The sequence below is a fragment of the Litorerythrobacter xanthomarinus genome (genome assembly GCF_046254955.1).
Taxonomy (GTDB): domain Bacteria; phylum Pseudomonadota; class Alphaproteobacteria; order Sphingomonadales; family Sphingomonadaceae; genus Qipengyuania_C.
Genome location: NZ_JBJXRG010000001.1, coordinates 150,264 through 171,241, shown reverse-complemented (window position 1 = coordinate 171,241; position 20,978 = coordinate 150,264). Strand labels below are relative to the sequence as shown.

The following is a 20,978-nucleotide window of genomic DNA, read 5'->3' as shown; positions in this document are numbered from 1 at the left end:
TGCCTGCTCCGGCCTAGTCGACGAGCTGTCGCGGCAGTTTGAAAACCATTTTTTCGACCGTGCTGACAATGGTGCGCTCTTCGATAGTGCGCCATTTCGCCAACATGTCGACAACCTCTCGCACCAAAGCTTCGGGCGCGGACGCGCCGGCGGTCAGGCCGATCGTTTCGACGCCTTCAAGCCAAGTAGGATCGATTTCTCTGCCGCGCTGAATGAGGCGGGCATCGGTACCGCAGCGCTGCGCCACTTCGACAAGGCGTAGTGAGTTTGAGCTATTTGGCGCACCAATCACCAGCACCAGGTCGGCTTCCGGTGCAATCTGTTTGACTGCAGCCTGGCGGTTCGATGTGGCGTAACAAATGTCTTCTGCTTTCGGACCAACGATCTGGGGAAAGCGCTGCTCCAGAGCGGCGATAATTTCCGCCGTGTCATCAACCGAAAGCGTGGTCTGGGTGAGGAAGCCCAGCGGAGTTCCCTCATCGAATGGTAGGTTTGCAACGTCCTCGACTGTCTCGACCAAGGTCATCTCACCCTTGGCGACTTGCCCCATGGTACCGATGACTTCGGGATGCCCAGCATGGCCGACAAATATGATGTGGCGGCCCTTCTCGATTTGACGCTCTGCCTGACGGTGAACCTTGCTTACCAGCGGGCAGGTCGCGTCGAGGTAGTCGAGCTCGCGTCGCTCGGCCTCGGCGGGCACCGATTTGGGGACACCATGGGCGCTGAATACGACCGGCGCGCCATCGGGCACCTCGTCAAGCTCCTCGACAAAGATGGCGCCCTTGGCTTCCAGACCTTCTACAACATAACGGTTGTGGACGATTTCATGGCGGACATAGACGGGCGCGCCATAGCGCTCGATCGCGCGCTCGACGATCTCGATCGCACGGTCCACGCCGGCGCAAAAGCCGCGCGGTGCGGCGATCAGCAAGGTCAGCGCCGGGCGCGTCTGGGCATCGGACGGGGATTGCAAGGGAGCGTTCATATCTGGCCCACTAGCGCTTTGCTGCGAGCCTCGCTAGGGCCACAACGAGCAAAAGTTCAAAGGACGCTTCCGCAATGAAATCCGCTACCCGCTTGTTCTCCTGTCTAGCAATTGCAGCCGCGCTTGCTGGGTGCGCGCGCGAAGGCGAGCTGGTGCTTGCTGACGGTGTCGGCATCACGGCGGTTCGCTCGACGTGTCCGGCAGTCGGCGTTCCAGACTACACGGGTAATATTACCACATTCCGCAATGCCGGATCGGTTACGGCGGACAATATCGATGTGGTGGCCAACATCACCAACCTGCGCAGTACCTGCGATGATACGAGCGAGCGGGTCTACACCAATGCGACATTCGATGTGCTGGCACGGCGCACGGATGCGCGCGGTAACCGTACAGTCCAGCTGCCATATTATTCTACGGTCGTTCGCGGCGGATCTTCGGTTGTGACAAAGCGGATCGGAACGGTCACGCTGAATTTCGCCGATGGGCAGGAGCGCGCACAGGCAAGCGGCGTGGCCGGAGCGTTCGTCAATCGCGCCGAAGCAACGCTGCCAGCCGAAGTGCGCGAACGCATCACACGGCGACGCAGGCCCGGGGATCCGGACGCAGCCCTTGATCCTTTGGCGGATCCCGAAGTTCGGGCCGCAGTAAACCGAGCGAGCTTTGAGCTACTGGTCGGATTCCAGCTGACACAGGACCAGCTCGCCTACAACGCCACTCGATAAAGGGACCTGCGCCGGGCGCTAGCCCTTCCGCAATGCCGGGAAACAGGCTAACCGCGCGCGCCATGGCCCAGACGGAATCTTCAGCTATGCAGACAGTGCATGCCGCTTTTGCGGACAAGATCGACGCAGCACTAGCGGCGCTTGAAGCCGATGGTGCGCTTCCGGCGGGCACATCACGTGCGAATGTGACCATTGAGCCGCCGCGCGATACCTCGCACGGCGACCTTGCGACCAATGCAGCGATGGTGCTGGCCAGGGTGGCTAAGACCAATCCGCGCGAACTGGCCGGCAAGCTGGTTGAGAAACTGGCAGCAGATCCAGAGATCGATAGCGCCGATATCGCCGGGCCCGGTTTCATAAATCTGCGGCTGGCCGACGATGTCTGGCGCGACGAGCTCACCGCGATCGCGGCGCTCGGAGACGACTATGGCAAGTCAGAGATCGGTGCAGGCTCACGCGTCAACGTTGAATATGTTTCCGCCAATCCAACCGGTCCGATGCACATGGGTCATTGCCGCGGAGCGGTTGTCGGTGACGCGCTAGCGCGGTTGCTCGAATGGGCAGGGCACGACGTCACTCGCGAATATTACGTCAACGATGCGGGCGGTCAGGTCGATGTGCTCGCGAGGTCAGCTCACCTGCGCTACCGCGAAGCATTGGGCGAAGATATCGGCGAGATACCCGAAGGCCTGTACCCGGGTGAATACCTTAAGGCGGTCGGCGAATATCTCGCCAGCGAATTGGGCGAACGGTATCAATCGGCTCCGGAAGAAGAATGGCTGGCGATATTTCGCGCCGAAGCGGTCGAGCAGATGCTCGCTGTAATCAAATCTGATTTGGCATTGCTGGGTATCCATCACGATCTGTTCGCATCGGAGGCAGCCTTGCAGGCTGCGGGCAAGCCCCAAATAGCCGAAGCTTGGCTGCGGGAGCACGATCTTGTTTATGACGGGGTTCTCGAAGCGCCCAAGGGCAAGACTCTGGAAGACTGGGAGGCGGTCGAACTGCCGCTGTTCCGCTCGACCAGATTCGGCGATGATCAGGATCGCCCGATTCGCAAGTCGGACGGAAGCTGGACATATTTCGGGGCCGACCTTGCCTACCATATGCAGAAGGCAGACAGCGCCGATGCTCTTATTGACATTTGGGGGGCGGATCACGCCGGTACGGTCAAACGGATCAAGGCGGCGGTTGCGGCGCTTTCCGAGGGGCAGGGCAAGCTGATCCCGTTCGACGTCAAATTGGTGCAGATGGTCCAGCTCATGCGTGGCGGTGAGCCGGTCAAGATGTCGAAGCGTTCCGGCAATTTCATCACCATCGCCGACATGGTGCGCGAAGTGGGTAAGGACGTGGTGCGCTTCACCATGCTGACCCGCAAGCCCGAAGCGCAGATGGAGTTCGATTTCGCCAAGGTGGTCGAGGCTTCGAAGGACAATCCCGTATTCTATGTGCAGTACGCGCATGCACGTATCAGCTCGACCTTGCGCAAAGGCGCCGCCGAAGGGATCGAGCCATCGGGCGAGATGCTCGACTTGTTGGGCCCGGAAGATCTCGCTCTGGTCAAGCAGGCGGCACAGTTCCCACGCCTGCTCGAAGCTGCTGCCCAGGCGCGCGAACCGCACCGGATCGCCTTCTACCTCTATGACCTCGCCGCCGAATTTCATGCCTTCTGGAATTTGGGCAATGATCGCCCCGAATTGCGCATCATCCGCAGCGAGGCCCCGGATTTGACCGCTGCGCGGCTTTTCCTCGCCGCCCAAATCGGGCAAGTAATCCGCAACGGCCTCCATGTGTTGGGTGTCGAGGCGGTTGAGGAGATGTAGGCATGGCCGCGCCGCAAGGCTTCGGTGAGGACGATCGCGAAGAGCTTTTCGCATCCGAGCAGCTTGTCCTGACCGATGGAGATGACGAGCGCCTGCCGTGGCTTGAAGCCAGCGATTTCGACGATGAAGAGCGCGGAATTGATGGCGGCCGGCTAGCTGGTTTTGCGCTGCTCTTGCTGTTGCTCGGCGGATCGGTTGGAGCTGCCGTGTGGTGGTTCACGCAAGGAGAAGCGAGCGCGGAATTGCAACCCGAAGGCACGGTGATTGCGGCACCTGCAGGTCCCTACAAGGTTCGTCCGGCTGACGCCGGCGGCAAAACATTCGAAGGTACGGGCGACACGAGTTTTAAAGTCGGAGAAGGCCAAAGGAGCGAGGGCACATTAGGCGCCTCGCCCGAACCAACGCCCAGCGCCGCACCGGCCGACGAACCTTCGCCTATTCCATCGGAGAATTCTGAACCGCCCTCAGGCCCGGTTGTGCAGGTCGGCGCCTACGCTACGCGCGCCAGTGCGCAGGAAGGTTGGCGCACACTCATGCGGCAGACCGACAAGCTCAACGGGGTAAAGCACCGGATCGTCCAAGGCACAGCCGATATCGGTGTAGTCTATCGCCTGCAGGCTGTGCCCGGAGACCTTAACGCGGCTCGTCAACTTTGCGCTGCGCTCAAGAATGACGGAGTGGCGTGCCAGGTTAAACTCTGAGCCGCGCAACTCGTCGTTCTATTTTCCACATCGCCAAGGCCCGATCCGCTTGCGAACCCGGCGCTTTCCTGCGAATCTTCCCCTGTGATGACGCCCGCTATATTCTCCATGTCAGGAGCCGCGCTAACGGCTGACGAACGCGCGTTCTTCGCCGATGCCGATCCGGCAGGGTATATACTGTTCAAGCGCAACTGCGCCGATCCTGATCAGCTACGGGCATTGACCGACTCCCTGCGCGAACTGCATGGCCGCGAGCGGTTGTTCATTTGCATCGACCAGGAAGGCGGCCGCGTGGCACGCCTGCGTGCGCCGCAATGGACCGACTATCCTTCAGGCGAGGCGTTTGATCGGCTCTACCAAACCGCTCCAGCCAGCGCGATCGAGGCAGCCCGCAGCAACGCCGAAGCAATGGGTCGCGAACTGGCCGCCATGGGCATCACGGTGGATTGCCATCCGCCGCTAGATGTTCGCCAGCCGGGCGCTCATGACGTAATCGGTGATCGTGCTTTGGGCAGCGACCCGATGCAGGTTGCAGCATTGGGCCGGGCAATACTCGACGGATTGGCGCGCGCCGGGGTTGCTGGCTGTGTCAAACATATGCCGGGCCATGGCCGTACGACTACGGATACGCACAAGGAAATGCCCACGGTCACTGCCGCAGAAGAGGAACTCGAAACCGATCTTGCGCCATTCCGTGCACTGTCAGACACGCCGATAGGAATGACCGGTCATTTGCTGTTTACCACGTGGGACAAAGAGAATCCGGCTACGCTTTCGCCGTTCATTATCAATGAGATAATTCGCAAGCGGATCGGTTTCGATGGCCTTCTGCTGACAGATGATATCGACATGGAAGCGCTTTCCGGTACCATCGCCGAGCGAGCTGAACGCGCCCTCCAGGCAGGATGCGATCTTGTGCTCAATTGCTGGGCGAAGATGGATGACATGGTCGCGATAGCCAATGTCGCCCCTGCGATGCGCGAGCGCACACTCGAGCGGCTGGATCGCGCGATGGATGCCTGCCTATTCGATGCCGAGAGCGTCGACCGCTCCGAATTGCTCGCCAAACGCGATGCCTTGCTTGCCCTGACCGAGGCCACGGCATGACCGACGAAGGCCTGCTGTTTGATGCCTCCGACACTGAGGTCGACGAGGAATGGACCGGTGTTGCTGGTGCAGCGGGGGAAGATTCGGCGCTCTATCTCGAGCTGGACGGCTGGGAAGGGCCGCTTGACCTGTTGCTTGATCTCGTACGCAGGCAGAAGGTTGACCTGCGGCAGATATCCATCCTTTCCCTTGTGGATCAGTATCTGACATACATCGAGCGCGCGGAGGCATTACGCCTCGAGCTTGCGGCCGACTATCTCGTGATGGCGGCGTGGCTGGCTTATCTCAAGTCTGCGCTGCTGCTGCCAAAAGATGAGCAAGACGAGCCAAGTGCGGAAGAACTGGCGCTCAAACTGCAACTGAGGCTCCAGCGGCTTGGCGCGATGCGCGAAGCGGGTGCGCGGTTGATGGCTCGTGATCGGATCGGCCGCGATACTTTCTTGCGTGGAGATCCCGAAGGATTGCGGATCGATCGCAAGACGCAGTGGACTTGCGATTGGTACGCGCTGGTCCAGGGCTACGGGCAGGTCAAGGCGCGCACCGCGCCGGCGATCCACATGGTGCGCGAGCGGGCGATCATGTCGCTCGATTCGGCACTCGATCGGGTTTCGGCGATGCTCGGGGTGACGCTTGACTGGATGGAACTGGAAGAATTCCTTCCGCCGCAGGCCGATGCGCAGTTGCGCCGTTCGGCGTTAGCATCGAGTTTTGTTGCGGCTCTTGAACTTGCCCGGCTGGGCAAGGCAGAGATCGCCCAGGAAGAGGCGTTCGGTGCAATGAGATTGCGCAGGATTACCTCATGAGCAAGGATGACCTTTCGCGCGCAATCGAGGCAACACTATTCGCATCGGAAGAGCCGATGTCGATCGACTCGCTTGCCGGACATTTGGGCGATGCCGAAGTTCCGGCGGTGCGTGAAGCATTGCAATCGCTGGTAGAGCATTATTCCGATCGCGGTGTCCATCTTGTCGAGCGCGGCAAGCGCTGGCATTTCCAGACCGCACCCGAACTTGCGCATCTTTTGCGACGCGAGCGAGAACAGGTTCGGCGGCTGAGTCGCGCTGCAACCGAGGTGCTTGCCATTGTCGCCTATCACGAGCCTGTCAGCCGTGCTGAAATTGAATCGATCCGCGGTGTCCAAACCTCGAGCGGGACGCTTGATGTGCTCATGGAAGCGGGCTGGGTGCGGGTTGCAGGTCGGCGTGAAGTACCGGGGCGACCGGTTATTTACGCAACGACACCGGACTTCCTCGCGCATTTCGGACTCGATTCGCGGCGTGATCTCCCGGGCATCGACGAACTGCGAGCAGCAGGCCTGCTCGATCCGGTCGATGAAGCTTATGACGCGCTGACGCAGGATGAGGCTGAAGAGAGCGCCGACACCGAGGATGATCCGGATACCGAGGAGGATTCATTGACGGAACCGGCCACGAATGAGGCTGAGCCGCAAGCTGCATCTCAGGAGTGACTGGCGCCGAGGAGCCGGAACCCCTATATTGCTATCGAACAATAGCTTGAGAGTATTCACATGAGCCTAGGTCCCTGGCAGCTGATCATCATTGCCTTAGTCATCCTCGTGCTATTTGGCCGGGGGCGGATTTCCGAAATGATGGGCGATTTTGGCAAGGGAATCAAAAGCTTCAAGCAGGGGATGTCGGAAGAGGAAAAATCTCCCGGTGAAAGCCCAAGGATCGAATCGTCGCGCGAGGATGTCCAGGCAAGCGGTCAGTCCTCGGCTTCGACCGAAACCGAACCGCAACCGCGTACGCCCCCACCTGACACGCGGAGCTAGGGAAGGCTCGCATGTTCGATATCGGCGCCAGCGAGCTGCTGGTGATCGTGATAATTGCGATCATCGTTATCGGCCCAAAGCAGCTACCGCTCGCTTTGCGCACTGCCGGTAGGTGGATTGGCAAGATCCGCCGTGTATCCACCCATTTTCGCACCGGCCTCGATGCCATGGTCCGCGAGGCCGAAATGGAAGACATGGACCGCAAATGGAAAGAGCAGAACGACGCAATAATGGCCAAGTACCCGGCCGTGGACTCGGCTGATCCCGCCTCCGCAGGGATTGACGATAGCGATCAGATGACGCCGATCGTTCCGCCAGAGGACTCAACGCACGGTGGGGAGTCTGGCTCGGCAAGGGAAAGTCGCAACGAGCCTGAAAAGACCGAGGCCAGCGACGAGCCATCGCTTCCATTTGATGGTCAGAAGAACGCAGGCTGATTGCCGATGCCACTCAAGCTCAACGATATCGACGAGACACAGGCGCCGTTACTTGACCACCTGGTTGAGCTGCGCACCCGGCTAGTGAGATGCGTTGCGGCCTTGATGGTCGCTTTTGCATTCTGCTTCTATTTTGCCGACCCGATCCTCGGGTTTCTTATCCAGCCGCTCAAGAATGCATTCCCGGAAGGGGAGGGGCAGCTAATCTTCACCAAGCTCTACGAAGTCTTCTTCGTGGAGCTCAAGGTTGCTCTGTTTGCCGGATTCTGCCTTAGCTTCCCTATCATCGCAAACCAGCTGTGGGCGTTCGTCGCGCCGGGGCTCTACGCGCGGGAAAAGAAGGCATTCTTGCCATTTCTGCTGGCGACCCCGCTCCTGTTTATCGCCGGCGCCTCTCTGGCCTATTTCGTCGTGATGCCAACGGCGTTCCGCTGGTTTCTTGGATTTGGCGGTGAGGCTGGCGGATTGGAGATCGAAGCGCTTCCCGCTGCAGGCGATTATCTCGGGCTGGTCATGCAGTTCATCCTGGCCTTCGGGATCAGTTTCCTGCTGCCGGTGCTGCTTCTGCTGCTCAACCGCGCTGGGATTGTTACCCGCGAACAACTTGCCGGGGCACGGCGCTACGTCATCGTCGGCATCGCCATCATTGCGGCCATAGTGACGCCTCCAGATCCGGGTTCGCAGCTTATCTTGGCAGTCCCGATGTTGTTGCTCTTCGAGGGCTCGCTGCTCATCATGCGGGTGACCGAGAAGCGGGCGAGTGCGAGGAAGGCTGCCAGCGAAGAGGAGTCGATTCAAGGCTAAGCTCCTCGGCTCGTGCTACTCGGAATGATCATATTTAGGATTGCGGATACAAAAACGGGGCCCGCAGGCCCCGCTTTCAATTCGATATAAGCTGTCGCTTATGCGCTGATCGGATCGTCGTCGCCGCCGTCGGCAGCAATGATGATGCCAGCGATGATAGCTGCGGCAGCAAGAATGCCGAGGATGGTACCCGTACCACCTACTTCGCTTTCAGCTTCAGCCGGAGCAGCGTTCAGCGAAACGCTTTGAGCGGCAGCCGGTGCGGTTGCCAGAGAAACGGCAGCAGCAGCTGCAGCAAGAGTACGGAACTTCATCTTCTTTGTCTCCTTCAGAGATCTCTGCGATTGATCTTCATGTTCTTTCTAGGGAATCGCCACAATACTGACAAGCCCCTTTTGGTTCATCTCGCCTCTCGCAGAACGAAAATTGGCTCGATTCGCCTTCAATTCGGTCGATTAGGGCAGCAAGGTTTACAAATTGTTGCCGGAAAGCCGCACTTTTGTCACGCGCTTACCGGGTCGTCATCTTCCGAAAGCAACAGAATTGAGGCCGCTATGATCGCAATTCCAAGGTAGAAAATGAGGTTGGGACCGCCCAATTCGCTTTCTTTCGAAGCGGCTGTAGCGTCCCGGGCTGATTGCGATTCTGCTTGCTGGGCCGCAACCGGTGCTGCGGCAAGGGTGAGGGCAGCAGTTGCAAGGGCAATTTTCTTGAGCATTACTATCTCCATTCGGGCTGGCGAATCTGATCGACCAGCCAAGCTGACGGTAGCCTTAATTGAGGCATGAGCTTAATTGAACCTCCGGGATCTTGCTTAGCCCCAGCCTAGTCATTCTGCCTTTTGCCATGCAACCGTGCCATCAAGCCAGGTCTGGAGCACTCGCGTATTGCGAAGCTCCTGAATACTGGACGTAAATGGATCGCGATCGATCAGAACGAAGTCGGCGCGTTCGCCTGGAACCAAACGTCCGAACCTGCCATCCGCAAAACCGGCAAAGGCCGCATTTGCGGTGAAACTCTGCAAAGCTTCTACCAGCGATACCGATTGCGCCGGGTACCATCCGCCAGCCGGCTCGCCGCGGTCATCGGTGCGCGAGATCGCTGCGGCGATGCCGGCCCAAGGATCGGGATTTTCCACCGGAGCATCCGATCCGAAAGCGATCAGGCCACCGGCATCGATAATGCTGCGCCAGGCATAGGCACCGTCGAGGCGCGCCGGCTCCAGTCGCCGTTCTGCCATGAGGCGATCCGAAGTCTGGTGGAGCGGCTGCATGGAAGCAATGATTTCGCTCTTACCCAGCCGATCGATGTCAGCCGGATCAAGGATCTGCACGTGCTCGATCCGCCAACGGCGATCACCGGGAAAGCTTTCAGACAGTTCCTCGATAGCCGAGATGACTTCGGCATTGGCCGCGTCGCCAATAGCATGCGCCGCAACCGGGTAATTGCCCAGTGCAGCACGGCTGATGAGGTTGCGCAGTCTCGTAGGAGAAATCGCCGGAATCCCCCGGTTGCCGGGATCGTCTGCATAGGGCTCGCTGAGCCATGCGCCGCGCGAACCCATGGCGCCGTCCAGAAACAGCTTCACACCCGTGAGCCGCAAACGGTCATTATACAGCCACGGACGTTCGCCCACACCGCCGATGGTTTCGAAGAGGTCGGGATCCTGAGCGTAGACCATTACCCGCATGCGCAGAGAATCCAGATCACCCGCTCGCCGGAACGTCATCCACTCCTCGAGGCTGGTGCCCATGTCGGCCACCGCCGTTATCCCGTAGGACAAGAGGAGTTCTTGCGCCTTGGCGAGCGCGAGGTCGAGTTCGGCTGGCCGGGGTGCAGGTATCGCGCCTGTTCCTAGCGCCATGGCCTTGTCGACCAGTATTCCTGATGGGGTCTGCGTACCCGGCAGGCGTTCGATCCTGCCTCCCTCGGGATTCTTGGTCGTACTGCTAATCCCGGCCCGAGACAGCGCGACACTGTTCGCCCAGATCGCGTGCGCGTCGACTCGTTCGAGCCAAATCGGCCGGTCGGCGACAATAGCGTCGAGCTCGGCTGCAGTTGGGAATCGTCCCAGCCCCCACTTCTCATGATTCCAGCCGGTGCCCAAGATCCATGGCCGGGAAGGATTCTCGCGCGCGAACTTTTCGATTTCGCCAAGCGCTTGGTCGAGCGACTCGGTTTGCGACAGGTCGAGCGTCATTTCCGCGAGGCCAATCTCGATCACATGCGCATGGGAGTCTATCAGTCCCGGCAAGAGCGTTTGGCCTTGGCCATCAAACCGGAAATCGGTGCGCTTCGGTAAATCCTCTCCGCGATCGAAGACCTGTTTGATTTTTCCGTCATCGTCGATCCACAAGGCGACGAACTGATCGAGCTCACCGTTCTCATCAATCGTATAGCCGTTGACGTTGTCGACCAGCACATCGGCGTGGGCTGGGCCGGTGAAAGCGAGCGTCATGGCGATAGCGCCCTTGACCAGCATCTTCATTGCGATTTTCCTTCTGGCAGGCGGCGGATCAGGGCGCTTGTATCCTGCCGCCCTCCGCCCATCGCCTGTACATCGGCGTAGAACTGATCGACGAGTGACGTGATGGGCGTTTCCAATCCGAGCCGCTCGCTTTCCGCCAAGGTGTATGCAAGATCCTTGCGCATCCAGTCGATCGCGAATCCGAAGTCAAACTCGCCCTCGACCATCGTTTTCCAGCGATTCTCCATCTGCCAGCTTTGTGCGGCTCCCCCGGAGATGGCCTCAAGCACCTTGTCCGCATCGAGCCCGCTGGCCTGGACCAGCCGGATCGCCTCCGACAATCCGCCCAGCACGCCGGCAATGCACATCTGGTTGGCCATCTTGGTTGTTTGCCCTGCGCCCGCAGCTCCGACATGGACAATCCGCGCGCCGTAGCTTTCCATAACTGGCCGTGCCCGGTCCATTGCTTCGGCAGTGCCGCCGCACATGATGGCGAGCTTGCCATTCTCGGCACCGGCTTGCCCGCCTGAAACAGGCGCATCGATTGCGGTGAAGCCTCTGTGCCTTGCTTCTTCATCCAGCCGCCGGGCCATATTGGCCGAGACTGTGGTGTGGTCGATGAAGAGGGCCCCGGCGCGCGTGGCTTCAAAAGCTCCGCCCGGCCCGATGGTGACTTCGGCGAGGTCCTCGTCATTCCCCACACAGGTGATCACGACTTTCGCACCTTCCGCGGCTTTTGCCGGTGTGTCGCACAACCTAACGCGCGAACCTTGGGGTCCAAACCGCTCCTTCCACTCATCGGCCCTTTGACGAGTCCGGTTGTATATCCGAAGCGGATAGCCCCTTGCCGCAAGATGCCCCGCCATCGGGCCACCCATCACGCCGAGGCCGATGAAGGCGATAGTTTCTTTGGTCTTCATGGGTCGCGCTCGTTAAGGCAAGCTTCGCGTGATGCAAATGCTTTCGCGATTGCGGATCGGGATGAGGCCCCCTACTGCAGCGCGGCTATGAACAAGAGCCAGCCCCTACCGGCCAGCGATGCCGCGCAATCCGAACTTTCGATCGAGACCGTGAGGGCGGCGGCGGACCGTATTGGCGATGCGATTGTGCACACGCCCTTGCTCAAATCGCAGACCCTGTCTTCGATTGCCGGGGCAGAGATCTGGCTTAAGTTCGAGAACCTCCAGTTCACCGCGGCTTACAAGGAGCGCGGCGCGCTCAACGCCCTGCTGCACCTGACCGAGGAGCAACGCAGCAAGGGCGTGATCGCCGCGTCTGCGGGCAATCATTCACAAGGACTGAGCTATCACGGTACAAGGCTGGGCGTACCGGTCACGATTGTGATGCCGCGCACCACGCCCACGGTGAAGGTGATGCAGACCGAAAGTGTCGGCGGCAATGTGGTGCTCGAAGGCGAAACCTTTGATGACGCCTATGCCCATGCTCTCAAGCTCGAGCAGGAGATGGGGCTCACCTTCATCCACCCTTTCGATGATCCGATTGTCGCATCGGGGCAGGGAACCGTCGCACTCGAAATGCTCGAGCAGGAATCGGATTTCGATTGCCTGGTCGTCCCGATCGGCGGCGGCGGATTGATCTCGGGCATGGCGACCGTGGCCAAGGCGCTCAATCCCGATATCGAGATCATCGGCGTCCAGGCGGCACTGTTCCCATCTATGTATGCGCATGTGAAGGGCAAACAGATGGACTGCGGCGGAGATACGCTGGCCGAAGGCATTGCTGTGAAAGCGCCGGGCAAGTTCACGTCAGGAGTGATCGCCGAACTGGTGGACGATATATTGCTGGTAGAAGAGAACGCGCTCGAAAACGCTGTCTCGCTATTGCTCCAGATTGAGAAGACCGTGGTCGAGGGCGCGGGCGCTGCCGGACTCGCGGCTGTGCTGGCCAATCCGGATCGCTTCGCCGGCAAGAAGATCGGCCTGGTGCTATGCGGCGGCAATATCGATACCCGCCTCCTCGCCAATGTGCTGCTGCGCGACTTGGCGCGTTCGGGCAGGCTCGCGCGGCTGCGGATCCAGTTGCAGGACCGCCCAGGAGCTTTGTTCAAGGTGATGCGTGAGTTTGACGAGCACAACGTCAACATTATCGAGATTTACCATCAGCGGATTTTTACCGGGTTGCCCGCGAAAGGTCTCATTACGGACATCGAATGTGAGGCCCGCGACCGCGACCAACTCGATTCGCTGATCGCTGCTTTGCAGGCTCGTGGCTATGCGGTGAGCCTTGTGGAGCTGAATTAGCCACAGGCTGCGTCCCAAAATTGTGCAGATTCATAAGTGCTTAACCATAGTTCATGGTTAAGAACCTTTTATCATCCGCCTACTTTCTGCATATAGTCTCCTCACACGCTTGCTGGCGAACCACTTGGGAAGAGGACGATAATCAGCTGTGACGGCCCCAATCCGCTTTCCGCGCTTCTTCGTTACCAGTCCCGCTCCGTGCCCATATCTGCCCGGCAAGGTAGAGCGGAAGGTCTTCACAGAGCTGAAGGGTCCGCATTCCGACCAGCTGAATGAAGCTCTGGGACGGATCGGTTTTCGCCGCAGCCAGACTGTCGCGTACCGGCCAAGCTGCATCGATTGCCAAGCCTGTATATCGGTGCGTGTCGTGGCACCGGAGTTCCAGCCTTCATCAAGCCAGAAACGCCTCCTCAAGCGCAACAGTGATCTTGTCGCGACCGAGTGCCGCCCGTGGGCGACCGATGAGCAGTTCGACCTCCTCCAACGCTATCTCGGCGTGCGCCATCCCGGCGGCGGCATGGCGACGATGGAGGAATCCGATTTTGCCGACATGGTCGAGCACTCTCCCGTTTCCAGCACCATGATCGAGTATCGAGAGCCATCTGTCGGCGGACGTCCCGGCAAGCTGGTGGGTGCATGTCTTACCGATGTGCAGGCCGATGGCCTCTCGATGATCTACAGCTTCTATGATCCCGATCATGAATCGCGCGCCGGTCTCGGCAACTTCATTATCCTTGAGCACATCCGCCGCGCCGCAGAGCACGACCTGCCCTATGTTTATCTCGGCTACTGGGTCGAGGGCTCAGCGCGGATGCAATACAAGGTGCGTTATCGTCCGCTCGAACGCCTCACCCGCGATGGGTGGGTGCGGATGAGCCCGCAAGAGCAGGACGCGCGGATCGCTGCAGCGATGGCCCCCGGCCAGCCGAAGAGTGATCCGGGTCACAAGCCGGCTAAGGACGCGACACAGCAGCCATTCCAGCTGGTCGAATAAGGTAAATTTGGGCCTAAGAGCGCGCGCTCCTATTCCGCCGCTGCGGGTGCCTCTAGCAGTCCGTCAATCGGGATAACCACGCCATTGCTTCCGGCCTCCGCCTGACCGGCGACACGCACTAACGGGCCGTCGCCCGAGCTGACGCTGAGCCCACCGTCATTCGCGCTGAATGTCGCGAGGCCGCCGCCCAGCGTGCGCATTTCGACCGAACCGCCGTTCTGCTCGATCGCTTCGGTGATCGACTCAACAGTCAGGTGGCCGGGCACAACGTGATCGCGCAGCACGGCGATCAGGAGCGGCCTGTTCTCTTCGCTCAGCAACTCATCGCTGCCTTCCAGTGCTTCGAAAGCCGCATCGGTGGGAGCGAGGATGGTGTAGCTGCCGGGGCCGTCGAACACCGTGTCGAGGCCGGCGCCCGACAATGCCGAAGCGACGGTAGAGAGATCATCGTTCCCGCCAATGATCGAAGCGATCGTATCATCGACCCGGTCTTCGCTGGTGGTGCCGGGTTCAATTGCATCTTCGGAGCAGGCGGCAAGTCCCAGGGTTCCGATTGCAAGCGCGACCGGCGCGATGAGTCGTGCTGAAAAACGTGTCATATCGTGGTTCCGCTTTCCTAGATGAGAAGTTCGATGGCAGCCGCGACGAGCCGGGTTTCCGGATCGACCTGGTAGATGTAGCCATCCGAATAGCGGTAGTGCGCATCGGGGCGATCGTAGTAGCGATCGCGATAGCTGTAAGGCACATTGTAGACGCCATACCCCGAAGGCATTGGCTGGCCGACGCGGATGTCATCACCCGTCAGCAGTGCTGCGACCGAGGTGATCGCTGCTGTTTCGGGATCGACACGGTAAAGCACGTTATCGGCATAGCGGTAGCCCCGCGGTTCGAGCCCATAATAGCTCTGATAATAGTTCGGCACCGGGGCAGCTTGATAGTAACTTGGCCAGACATTGCCGATACCAAGCGCGCCGCCGAGCAGCGGGATAAAGGCGTTGACGAGATTGTTCGAGCCCATCCGCATCAGGTAGCCGTCATTGTAGTAATAGCGGCCGTCACGCAGTCCGCCGAGGCCGAACAGCGACGGACGATAATATCCGCTGCCGTAATAGCCCTGCTTCTTGGCCTGGCCCGGGGGGACGCAGGGCGGGTTCTTTTTGCGCAGGCCAGGAGGGCAGCCATCGATCAAGCCGCGATTGCTGGAATAGGGCAGCCGCGCCACGCGGTCGAGCAATCCGCCATCGCGGTCACGCCCGCCGCGATAATCGCGGTCATCGTAGTCACGTCCGCGATTGGCATTGCCCTGGCCTTGTCCGCGATTGCCGCGATAGTCTGAGCTGTTGCCCTGGCCTTGATTGCCGCGGTCGGCCTTGCCCGAACCCTGACCCCGGTTGTCACGGTCATAATTGACGCGGTGTGCCTGCGCCCCCCGGTCCTTCTTGCCCTGATTGGCGTCGGGTCCGCCGCGCTTGGCGTTGCCATTGCCTTTGTCTTGGCCCGGTCCGCGGTCGACTTGCGCCGACTGGCCCTTGTCCTTGCCGTTACTGTTGCCCTTACCCTGACCGGGCTGGGCATAAGCGACTGATGTGGCCATGGCGATGGCCGCCACTCCTGCAATGATGGTACGCATCTGCAAATCTCCTATTGCCGCTCCAACGTTTGATAGACCGAATATTTCCCGCAAAGCTAGGCGTGCTGCGCTTCCCAATCGGCGAATGAGCTTCGTTAATCGCGGGGCAAGAGACCGCTCAGCCATAGAGCGCCGCTTCGGCTTTTCTGCGTTTCACAAGACCTTTCAGTACCTTGCCGTCATTGTAGATCCAGCGGGCGAATTCGCGCGCTGCTTCTGCGTGATCGCCGCGGCGGTGAAGTTTGGTCAGCGTTGCGCGCGCGATTGCTCCCGTATTGTAATGAAACGAGACCAGCGCATCGAATTGGGCTTGGGTAGTTGGTGCATCGCCCAGCGCAGCAGAGACGTCGGCGGCGTGGAGTTCGAGGTCACGTTCGAGGCGTTCGTCGCATTGCTCTTGTGTCCAAACAGTCCCGGGGCCGATATCAGGTCCGGTAGCGCCCCAGCCGATCGTCCACGGTGTACCGTCGGAGCTGCCGGGATCGGGATAGGCTTCGACCAGCCCGTCATGGCGCTTTCGCGCGCAGCCTTCGAAGCGCTTGATAAGGGCGATGCCTGCGGGCGTGATCTTTCGCGAACTCCTACTCGATGGAGCACATGGAGCACTGTCCATGGGGCCAATATTCATGGCGTCCAAGGCGTGATCAATCCGCACGACTTCGGACTGCCTCAAGCCGCGCCCGAGAAGGTCGCGGACGGTATCGAACAGGGGTTTGCGGTTGGTGTCGGTGTGCATGAAAGGCCTCGCAGAATGGGAAAGGGAGGCCGGAGGACTAAGCAGGATTGGGCGAAGTAGGAAAATGCCTGCGCGCTACGAGAGACTTCTCAGGGAATCGCGAACTCGCTCGCGTCATGCGCGCCGGCTGTTTCCTCATATCCGCCCGCCTGCCACGCGACAGTGAAGGCACCGGCGGCGAGCACAAGTAGCGCAATCATCGGCCGCCAGGGATGATGCCGCCCCTCGATATCAGCGCGTTCGGGATTGCGCGGATCATACCGCATCATCACCGGCACGTTGATGTCGCCTTCCTTGTCCTCGAACACAGTCGAGCTTTGCACTTCGAATTCGCCTTGCGCGCCGGCCTGAAAGCGCACGACGGGCGCGTAGGATACGGTGTCGTCAGTGGTGCGCTTGTGCCAGCGGATGATCGTGCCGCCAGCACTCTCTCCGCCCATCAACCGGATTGCGCGGTAAGTCAGCCCGCCAGCACCCGCGACCAGCGCCAGACCCAAGAGGCTGAACACCGTAGCGGGCGTATGGGCGAACAGGCGCGCGAAGACGTCGGCAAGCTCGGGCATGACTTATGCTTAACACAAGACAGGCCGCGCGATGAAGATCTTGCGGGACAAGGCTGGGAAGAACCCCTCGAAGCCCGTCCCATTGCAGGCGGATTGGCTAACGTTTGTGAAACGATTTTTTGTTAACACTTGGCATGAATAAGACAGCGATTTGACCAAGCGATTGATTTTGCAACCAAAGGCAAAGAGCACACATTAGGGAACGAAAGATGGGCATTAAGCTCACCGTGAAATCAGGTCGCAGTGAAACGGTACCAATGCAGAATGTTGGATACAGCCCGAGCGAGCTTGGCCCGGAGATTCTCTCGCAGGTCGAGGCATCCGGCGTAGGTTCTTTTTGGGCAACCGATGAGCATGGCAACCTGGTGTATCTTTCCCCGGGTGCTCTCGCGTCGCTTGGTGGTAGTGCGGGCAAGCTCCTTGGCGCTCCGATCGCGACAATCTTCGTCGATGCTGAAGACGATGAAGAGCAAACCAATATCAGACCGCTGAGCTTCTCGGTCGTTTCAAAATCGAAGATCGAAAATCAGATCGTGCAGGTTCAGGCGCCTTCGGAAGTCGATAGCGGGCGTCAGAATCCACGCTGGTGGCGCATCTCGGGCACGCCGTTTTTCGATCAGGACGGAATATTTCGCGGCTACCGCGGCAATTGCGTCGATATCACGCTCGAATATCGGCACCAGCAAGACGTCAATCGTCAATCGCAGTTTGACGAGTTGACCGGATTGGCCAACAGGCGTCGCCTCAACGGGCGCCTCAAGACGATCCTCAGCGCCTACCAGGCGGCGGGCCGGAGCTGTGCGCTGATGATGCTGGACCTGGACCGTTTCAAGCAGGTCAACGATACCATGGGCCACCCGGCCGGGGATGAATTGCTCAAGCAAGTGGGTGACCGCTTGAAATCGCTCGTCAAGGATCGCGGTGAAGTCGGTCGGTTGGGCGGCGATGAATTCCAGATCATCCTGCCGGACTTTGATGACCGCGGAGAGCTTGGCAATCTGGCTAGCCGCATAATCCAGTTGCTGTCGCAGCCCTACTCCATCAACGGTCGCCGAGCGATGATCGGCACTTCGATCGGCATCGCGATTGCACCTTACGACGGACTTGAAACCACCGATTTGAACCGCGCGGTTGACCTCGCGCTTTATGCGGCAAAAGAGAGCGGACGCGGCACATACCGCTTCTACACTGCCCAGCTCCGTGAAGAAGCTGCACGGGGAGCAGATGTGCAGGACCAGCTACGCGACGCTCTGGAGAAGGGCGAATTCAAGCTCAATTATCAACCGTTGGTCAATCCGCACGACGGTAACGTGAAATGCTTCGAAGCCCTCATGCGTTGGGATCGGCCGGGAGCCGACAATATTTCTCCTGCCGTATTTATTCCCATTGCCGAGCAATCCGATCTTATAGTCAAGTTGGGCGATTGGGCACTGCACCAGGCGTGCATGGATGCGACAAAATGGCCCGATAGAATCCGGCTGGCCGTGAATGTCTCGGCCAAGCAATTTATGACTGCCGATTTCTGCAAAGCCGTGGACTCGGCGCTGCGGAAAAGCGGGCTCAATCCTTCTCGGCTCGAGCTTGAAATTACCGAGAGTGTATTTGTCGGCGAAGTCGATTCCGTCGACACTACATTCGCAAAACTCAAGAAGATGGGCGTACGCCTCGCGCTGGACGATTTTGGCACCGGCTATTCATCACTGGGATATTTGAAGCGGGCCCCATTCGACAAGATCAAGATCGACCAAAGCTTCGTGCGCGGCTGCACCGAAAGCGGCGACACCAATCCCGCCATCATCTCTGCAATTGTCGCGATTGCAGGTGCTCTTGGCATGGAAACCGTTGCCGAGGGCGTCGAAGCCATGGACGAGCTCGAGCTGGTTTCAGAGCGTGGAGCAGACCTCGTCCAGGGCTTCATATATTCGAAGCCAATCCCGCAGGAGGATCTGATCGAACGGTTCGACAAGGGCCTGCACAGCTTCACTCCGGATGGCCCGCCACGCTATCGTTCCGATCGCTATACATCGTATCGCAAGGTCGGTCTGATCCACGAGGATCACTACTACGACATCATGCTGCGCAATATCTCGAAATCGGGCGCCCGGATCGAGGGGCTGGCGGACGTTCCCGTGGGAACCAAGGTCGTTCTCGACCTTGGAGGAGGCCAGTTGGCCGTTGCCAAGGTCGCGCATTCGACTCCGACAAGCCAGGGCGTGGAATTCGAAGTGCCGCTCGTCAACGATGGTACCAATGGGCTGGTCACAAGCAGGAGGGTTTCGCCCTATGCGCTTGCGGAAGCCGGTATGCCTCTGGCTGCATTGGGACCGGGCTCGTATCCGATGTCCCAGGTCGAAGATGGGGAAAAGCTGCCACCAAAATTCGTCCAGCTTGAACTGGGAAGCAGAGCGGCCTGAGCCGGTAAACTGCCGACATCATCCAACGCCCCGGCTGACTGTAGCTAGCCGGGGAGGGGTACGAAAAAGGCCGCCCGGTTTCCCGAGCGGCCATTCTGTTTTCCGAGATTGAACAAATCAGGACGAGTAATACATGTCGAACTCGACCGGGCTCGGCGTGGTCTCCCAACGCATCACATCTTCCCACTTGAGTTCCATGTAGGCGTCGATCTGGTCTTTCGAGAAGACGTCGCCCTTCAAGAGGAATTCGTGATCGGCTTCGAGCGCTTCGAGCGCTTCGCGCAAGCTTCCGCAAACGGTCGGAACTTCAGCGAGCTCTGCCGGCGGCAGGTCGTAGAGGTTCTTATCCATCGCGTCGCCCGGGTGGATCTTGTTCTGGATCCCGTCGAGGCCCGCCATCAGCAGTGCTGCAAAAGCGAGGTAGGGATTGGCCAGTGGATCGGGGAAGCGGAACTCGACGCGCTTTGCCTTGTCGCCCGCACCATAGGGGATGCGGCACGATGCCGAACGGTTGCGCGCCGAATAGGCCAGCAGCACGGGAGCTTCAAAGCCCGGCACCAGGCGCTTGTAGCTGTTGGTGGTCGGATTGGTGAAAGCGTTGAGCGCCTTCGCGTGCTTGATCACGCCGCCGATGTAATGGAGGCAGGTTTCCGACAGGCCGGCATAGCCATTGCCCGCGAAGGTCGGCTTGCCGTCTTTCCAGATCGACATATGGGTGTGCATGCCTGAGCCATTATCTTCCTTGATCGGCTTGGGCATGAAGGTCGCGGTCTTGCCATATGCATGGGCAACCTGCTGCACAACGTACTTGTAGACCTGCACCTGGTCGGCGGTGGTGACCAGTTCTGAGAACGTGATGCCGAGCTCGTGCTGGGAAGCGGCCACCTCGTGGTGGTGCTTGTCCATGTTGAGACCCATCTCGAGCATCGTCGAGACCATTTCGGCGCGGATATCCACTGCCGAATCGACCGGCGCGACGGGGAAGTAACCACCCTTGGCGCGCGGACGGTGGGCCATGTTGCCCATCTCGTATTCCTTGCCGGTGTTGGTCGGCAGCTCGATGTCGTCGATCATGTAGCCCGATCCGGCATAGCCGTCTTCGAAGCGCACATCGTCGAACATGAAGAATTCGGGTTCGGGGCCGACATAGATCGTGTCACCGATGCCGGTCGACTTGAGGTAGGATTCGGCGCGTTTGGCGGTCGAACGCGGGTCGCGACCGTAGAGGTCCCCGGTCGATGGTTCGACGATGTCGCAAAACAGGATCAGCATCGGAGTGGCCGAAAACGGATCGATGTATGTCTGATTCAGGTCCGGTCGCAGGATCATGTCGGATTCGTTGATCGCCTTCCAGCCTTCGATCGACGAGCCGTCGAACATCAGGCCGTCTTCCAGCGCATCTTCGTCCAATACGCCTGCAGTCATGGTGAGGTGCTGCCACTTGCCCTTGGGATCGGTGAAGCGCAGGTCGACCCATTCGATTTCTTCGTCCTTGATCTGTTTGAGGACGTCTTTCGCATTCGACATTGTAGTGAT

At 59.6% G+C, this 20,978-nt stretch carries 22 protein-coding genes; 12 read left to right on the top strand and 10 right to left on the bottom strand.

What is annotated here, in order from left to right; genetic code table 11:
• Positions 1–13: 13 nt before the first annotated feature.
• Positions 14–988: a 4-hydroxy-3-methylbut-2-enyl diphosphate reductase gene (gene ispH / locus ACEWMW_RS00885; protein WP_409412003.1), complete on the bottom strand. Its 975-nt coding sequence runs from the start codon at positions 986–988 to the stop codon at positions 14–16.
• A gap of 74 nt (positions 989–1,062) precedes the next feature.
• On the opposite strand from ispH, the gene ACEWMW_RS00880 reads away from it, so the two are divergent.
• The 9 genes from ACEWMW_RS00880 (at position 1,063) to tatC (ending at position 8,377) form a co-directional block, all read left to right on the top strand.
• Positions 1,063–1,713 (top strand): hypothetical protein, encoded by a 651-nt coding sequence (locus tag ACEWMW_RS00880; protein ID WP_409412002.1) that lies wholly within the window; start codon positions 1,063–1,065, stop codon positions 1,711–1,713.
• Between the two features lie 62 nt (positions 1,714–1,775).
• On the top strand, positions 1,776–3,536 hold the full coding sequence (argS, locus tag ACEWMW_RS00875) for an arginine--tRNA ligase (RefSeq protein ID WP_409412001.1): 1,761 nt from the start codon (positions 1,776–1,778) through the stop codon (positions 3,534–3,536).
• A 2-nt stretch (positions 3,537–3,538) separates the two neighbouring features.
• Entirely contained in the window at positions 3,539–4,237 is a 699-nt protein-coding gene (locus ACEWMW_RS00870; protein ID WP_409412000.1) for an SPOR domain-containing protein, read from the top strand.
• Positions 4,238–4,324: 87 nt separating this feature from the next.
• Positions 4,325–5,344 carry a beta-N-acetylhexosaminidase gene (nagZ, locus tag ACEWMW_RS00865; RefSeq protein WP_409411999.1) on the top strand — a complete coding sequence of 340 codons (1,020 nt, stop codon included), beginning with the start codon at positions 4,325–4,327 and terminating at the stop codon, positions 5,342–5,344.
• Positions 5,341–6,147 carry a segregation and condensation protein A gene (locus ACEWMW_RS00860; protein WP_409411998.1) on the top strand — a complete coding sequence of 269 codons (807 nt, stop codon included), beginning with the start codon at positions 5,341–5,343 and terminating at the stop codon, positions 6,145–6,147. The genes nagZ and ACEWMW_RS00860 overlap by 4 nt, the downstream gene beginning before the upstream one ends.
• Positions 6,144–6,812: an SMC-Scp complex subunit ScpB gene (gene scpB, locus ACEWMW_RS00855; protein WP_409411997.1), complete on the top strand. Its 669-nt coding sequence runs from the start codon at positions 6,144–6,146 to the stop codon at positions 6,810–6,812. The genes ACEWMW_RS00860 and scpB overlap by 4 nt, the downstream gene beginning before the upstream one ends.
• A 60-nt stretch (positions 6,813–6,872) precedes the next feature.
• The gene (tatA, locus tag ACEWMW_RS00850; protein ID WP_409411996.1) at positions 6,873–7,136 is read left to right on the top strand and encodes a twin-arginine translocase TatA/TatE family subunit; all 264 of its coding nucleotides are present in this window, start codon (positions 6,873–6,875) and stop codon (positions 7,134–7,136) included.
• Between the two features lie 11 nt (positions 7,137–7,147).
• Positions 7,148–7,573, top strand: coding sequence for a Sec-independent protein translocase protein TatB (gene tatB, locus ACEWMW_RS00845; protein WP_409411995.1), 426 nt, complete (start codon positions 7,148–7,150; stop codon positions 7,571–7,573).
• 6 nt (positions 7,574–7,579) lie between these two features.
• Positions 7,580–8,377 carry a twin-arginine translocase subunit TatC gene (tatC, locus tag ACEWMW_RS00840; RefSeq protein WP_409411994.1) on the top strand — a complete coding sequence of 266 codons (798 nt, stop codon included), beginning with the start codon at positions 7,580–7,582 and terminating at the stop codon, positions 8,375–8,377.
• Positions 8,378–8,475: 98 nt separating this feature from the next.
• On the opposite strand, the gene ACEWMW_RS00835 is transcribed toward tatC, so the two are convergent.
• The 4 genes from ACEWMW_RS00835 to ACEWMW_RS00820 form a co-directional block, all read right to left on the bottom strand.
• Positions 8,476–8,691 carry a hypothetical protein gene (locus ACEWMW_RS00835; protein WP_409411993.1) on the bottom strand — a complete coding sequence of 72 codons (216 nt, stop codon included), beginning with the start codon at positions 8,689–8,691 and terminating at the stop codon, positions 8,476–8,478.
• A 188-nt stretch (positions 8,692–8,879) separates the two neighbouring features.
• Positions 8,880–9,095, bottom strand: coding sequence for a hypothetical protein (locus ACEWMW_RS00830; protein WP_409411992.1), 216 nt, complete (start codon positions 9,093–9,095; stop codon positions 8,880–8,882).
• 111 nt (positions 9,096–9,206) lie between these two features.
• On the bottom strand, positions 9,207–10,865 hold the full coding sequence (locus ACEWMW_RS00825; protein WP_409411991.1) for an amidohydrolase: 1,659 nt from the start codon (positions 10,863–10,865) through the stop codon (positions 9,207–9,209).
• Positions 10,862–11,764 (bottom strand): NAD(P)-dependent oxidoreductase, encoded by a 903-nt coding sequence (locus tag ACEWMW_RS00820; protein ID WP_409411990.1) that lies wholly within the window; start codon positions 11,762–11,764, stop codon positions 10,862–10,864. Before ACEWMW_RS00820 ends, ACEWMW_RS00825 begins: the two co-directional genes overlap by 4 nt.
• Before the next feature lie 87 nt (positions 11,765–11,851).
• Between ACEWMW_RS00820 and ACEWMW_RS00815 the strand changes: the two genes are divergently transcribed.
• Positions 11,852–13,105, top strand: coding sequence for a threonine ammonia-lyase (locus ACEWMW_RS00815; RefSeq protein ID WP_409411989.1), 1,254 nt, complete (start codon positions 11,852–11,854; stop codon positions 13,103–13,105).
• 148 nt (positions 13,106–13,253) lie between these two features.
• Positions 13,254–14,099 (top strand): arginyltransferase, encoded by an 846-nt coding sequence (locus ACEWMW_RS00810; protein WP_409411988.1) that lies wholly within the window; start codon positions 13,254–13,256, stop codon positions 14,097–14,099.
• Positions 14,100–14,128: 29 nt separating this feature from the next.
• Here ACEWMW_RS00810 and ACEWMW_RS00805 read toward each other — a convergent pair whose 3' ends face one another.
• From ACEWMW_RS00805 to ACEWMW_RS00790, 4 genes are all read right to left on the bottom strand, one after another.
• Positions 14,129–14,698 carry a fasciclin domain-containing protein gene (locus ACEWMW_RS00805; RefSeq protein WP_409411987.1) on the bottom strand — a complete coding sequence of 190 codons (570 nt, stop codon included), beginning with the start codon at positions 14,696–14,698 and terminating at the stop codon, positions 14,129–14,131.
• A gap of 17 nt (positions 14,699–14,715) precedes the next feature.
• On the bottom strand, positions 14,716–15,729 hold the full coding sequence (locus tag ACEWMW_RS00800) for a hypothetical protein (protein ID WP_409411986.1): 1,014 nt from the start codon (positions 15,727–15,729) through the stop codon (positions 14,716–14,718).
• Positions 15,730–15,847: 118 nt separating this feature from the next.
• On the bottom strand, positions 15,848–16,465 hold the full coding sequence (locus tag ACEWMW_RS00795; protein ID WP_409411985.1) for a lysozyme: 618 nt from the start codon (positions 16,463–16,465) through the stop codon (positions 15,848–15,850).
• An 89-nt stretch (positions 16,466–16,554) separates the two neighbouring features.
• Positions 16,555–17,028: a DUF3592 domain-containing protein gene (locus tag ACEWMW_RS00790; protein WP_409411984.1), complete on the bottom strand. Its 474-nt coding sequence runs from the start codon at positions 17,026–17,028 to the stop codon at positions 16,555–16,557.
• 209 nt (positions 17,029–17,237) lie between these two features.
• On the opposite strand from ACEWMW_RS00790, the gene ACEWMW_RS00785 reads away from it, so the two are divergent.
• Positions 17,238–19,442, top strand: a complete 2,205-nt coding sequence (locus ACEWMW_RS00785; RefSeq protein ID WP_409411983.1) for an EAL domain-containing protein — start codon at positions 17,238–17,240, stop codon at positions 19,440–19,442.
• A gap of 117 nt (positions 19,443–19,559) precedes the next feature.
• Here the strand turns inward: ACEWMW_RS00785 and glnA are convergent, their stop codons facing one another.
• A complete protein-coding gene (gene glnA, locus ACEWMW_RS00780) occupies positions 19,560–20,969 on the bottom strand; it encodes a type I glutamate--ammonia ligase (protein WP_409411982.1) in 1,410 nt (469 codons plus the stop codon).
• Between the last annotated feature and the right edge of the window lie 9 nt (positions 20,970–20,978).

Excerpts from the sequence above, each read along its gene's own strand:
- ispH (WP_409412003.1), bottom strand. The coding sequence starts at position 988 with ATGAACGCTCCCTTGCAATCCCCGTCCGATGCCCAGACGCGCCCGGCG.
- ACEWMW_RS00880 (WP_409412002.1), top strand. The coding sequence starts at position 1,063 with ATGAAATCCGCTACCCGCTTGTTCTCCTGTCTAGCAATTGCAGCCGCG.
- argS (WP_409412001.1), top strand. The coding sequence starts at position 1,776 with ATGGCCCAGACGGAATCTTCAGCTATGCAGACAGTGCATGCCGCTTTT.
- ACEWMW_RS00870 (WP_409412000.1), top strand. The coding sequence starts at position 3,539 with ATGGCCGCGCCGCAAGGCTTCGGTGAGGACGATCGCGAAGAGCTTTTC.
- nagZ (WP_409411999.1), top strand. The coding sequence starts at position 4,325 with ATGACGCCCGCTATATTCTCCATGTCAGGAGCCGCGCTAACGGCTGAC.
- ACEWMW_RS00860 (WP_409411998.1), top strand. The coding sequence starts at position 5,341 with ATGACCGACGAAGGCCTGCTGTTTGATGCCTCCGACACTGAGGTCGAC.
- scpB (WP_409411997.1), top strand. The coding sequence starts at position 6,144 with ATGAGCAAGGATGACCTTTCGCGCGCAATCGAGGCAACACTATTCGCA.
- tatA (WP_409411996.1), top strand. The coding sequence starts at position 6,873 with ATGAGCCTAGGTCCCTGGCAGCTGATCATCATTGCCTTAGTCATCCTC.
- tatB (WP_409411995.1), top strand. The coding sequence starts at position 7,148 with ATGTTCGATATCGGCGCCAGCGAGCTGCTGGTGATCGTGATAATTGCG.
- tatC (WP_409411994.1), top strand. The coding sequence starts at position 7,580 with ATGCCACTCAAGCTCAACGATATCGACGAGACACAGGCGCCGTTACTT.
- ACEWMW_RS00835 (WP_409411993.1), bottom strand. The coding sequence starts at position 8,691 with ATGAAGTTCCGTACTCTTGCTGCAGCTGCTGCTGCCGTTTCTCTGGCA.
- ACEWMW_RS00830 (WP_409411992.1), bottom strand. The coding sequence starts at position 9,095 with ATGCTCAAGAAAATTGCCCTTGCAACTGCTGCCCTCACCCTTGCCGCA.
- ACEWMW_RS00825 (WP_409411991.1), bottom strand. The coding sequence starts at position 10,865 with ATGAAGATGCTGGTCAAGGGCGCTATCGCCATGACGCTCGCTTTCACC.
- ACEWMW_RS00820 (WP_409411990.1), bottom strand. The coding sequence starts at position 11,764 with ATGAAGACCAAAGAAACTATCGCCTTCATCGGCCTCGGCGTGATGGGT.
- ACEWMW_RS00815 (WP_409411989.1), top strand. The coding sequence starts at position 11,852 with ATGAACAAGAGCCAGCCCCTACCGGCCAGCGATGCCGCGCAATCCGAA.
- ACEWMW_RS00805 (WP_409411987.1), bottom strand. The coding sequence starts at position 14,698 with ATGACACGTTTTTCAGCACGACTCATCGCGCCGGTCGCGCTTGCAATC.
- ACEWMW_RS00800 (WP_409411986.1), bottom strand. The coding sequence starts at position 15,729 with ATGCGTACCATCATTGCAGGAGTGGCGGCCATCGCCATGGCCACATCA.
- ACEWMW_RS00795 (WP_409411985.1), bottom strand. The coding sequence starts at position 16,465 with ATGCACACCGACACCAACCGCAAACCCCTGTTCGATACCGTCCGCGAC.
- ACEWMW_RS00790 (WP_409411984.1), bottom strand. The coding sequence starts at position 17,028 with ATGCCCGAGCTTGCCGACGTCTTCGCGCGCCTGTTCGCCCATACGCCC.
- ACEWMW_RS00785 (WP_409411983.1), top strand. The coding sequence starts at position 17,238 with ATGGGCATTAAGCTCACCGTGAAATCAGGTCGCAGTGAAACGGTACCA.
- glnA (WP_409411982.1), bottom strand. The coding sequence starts at position 20,969 with ATGTCGAATGCGAAAGACGTCCTCAAACAGATCAAGGACGAAGAAATC.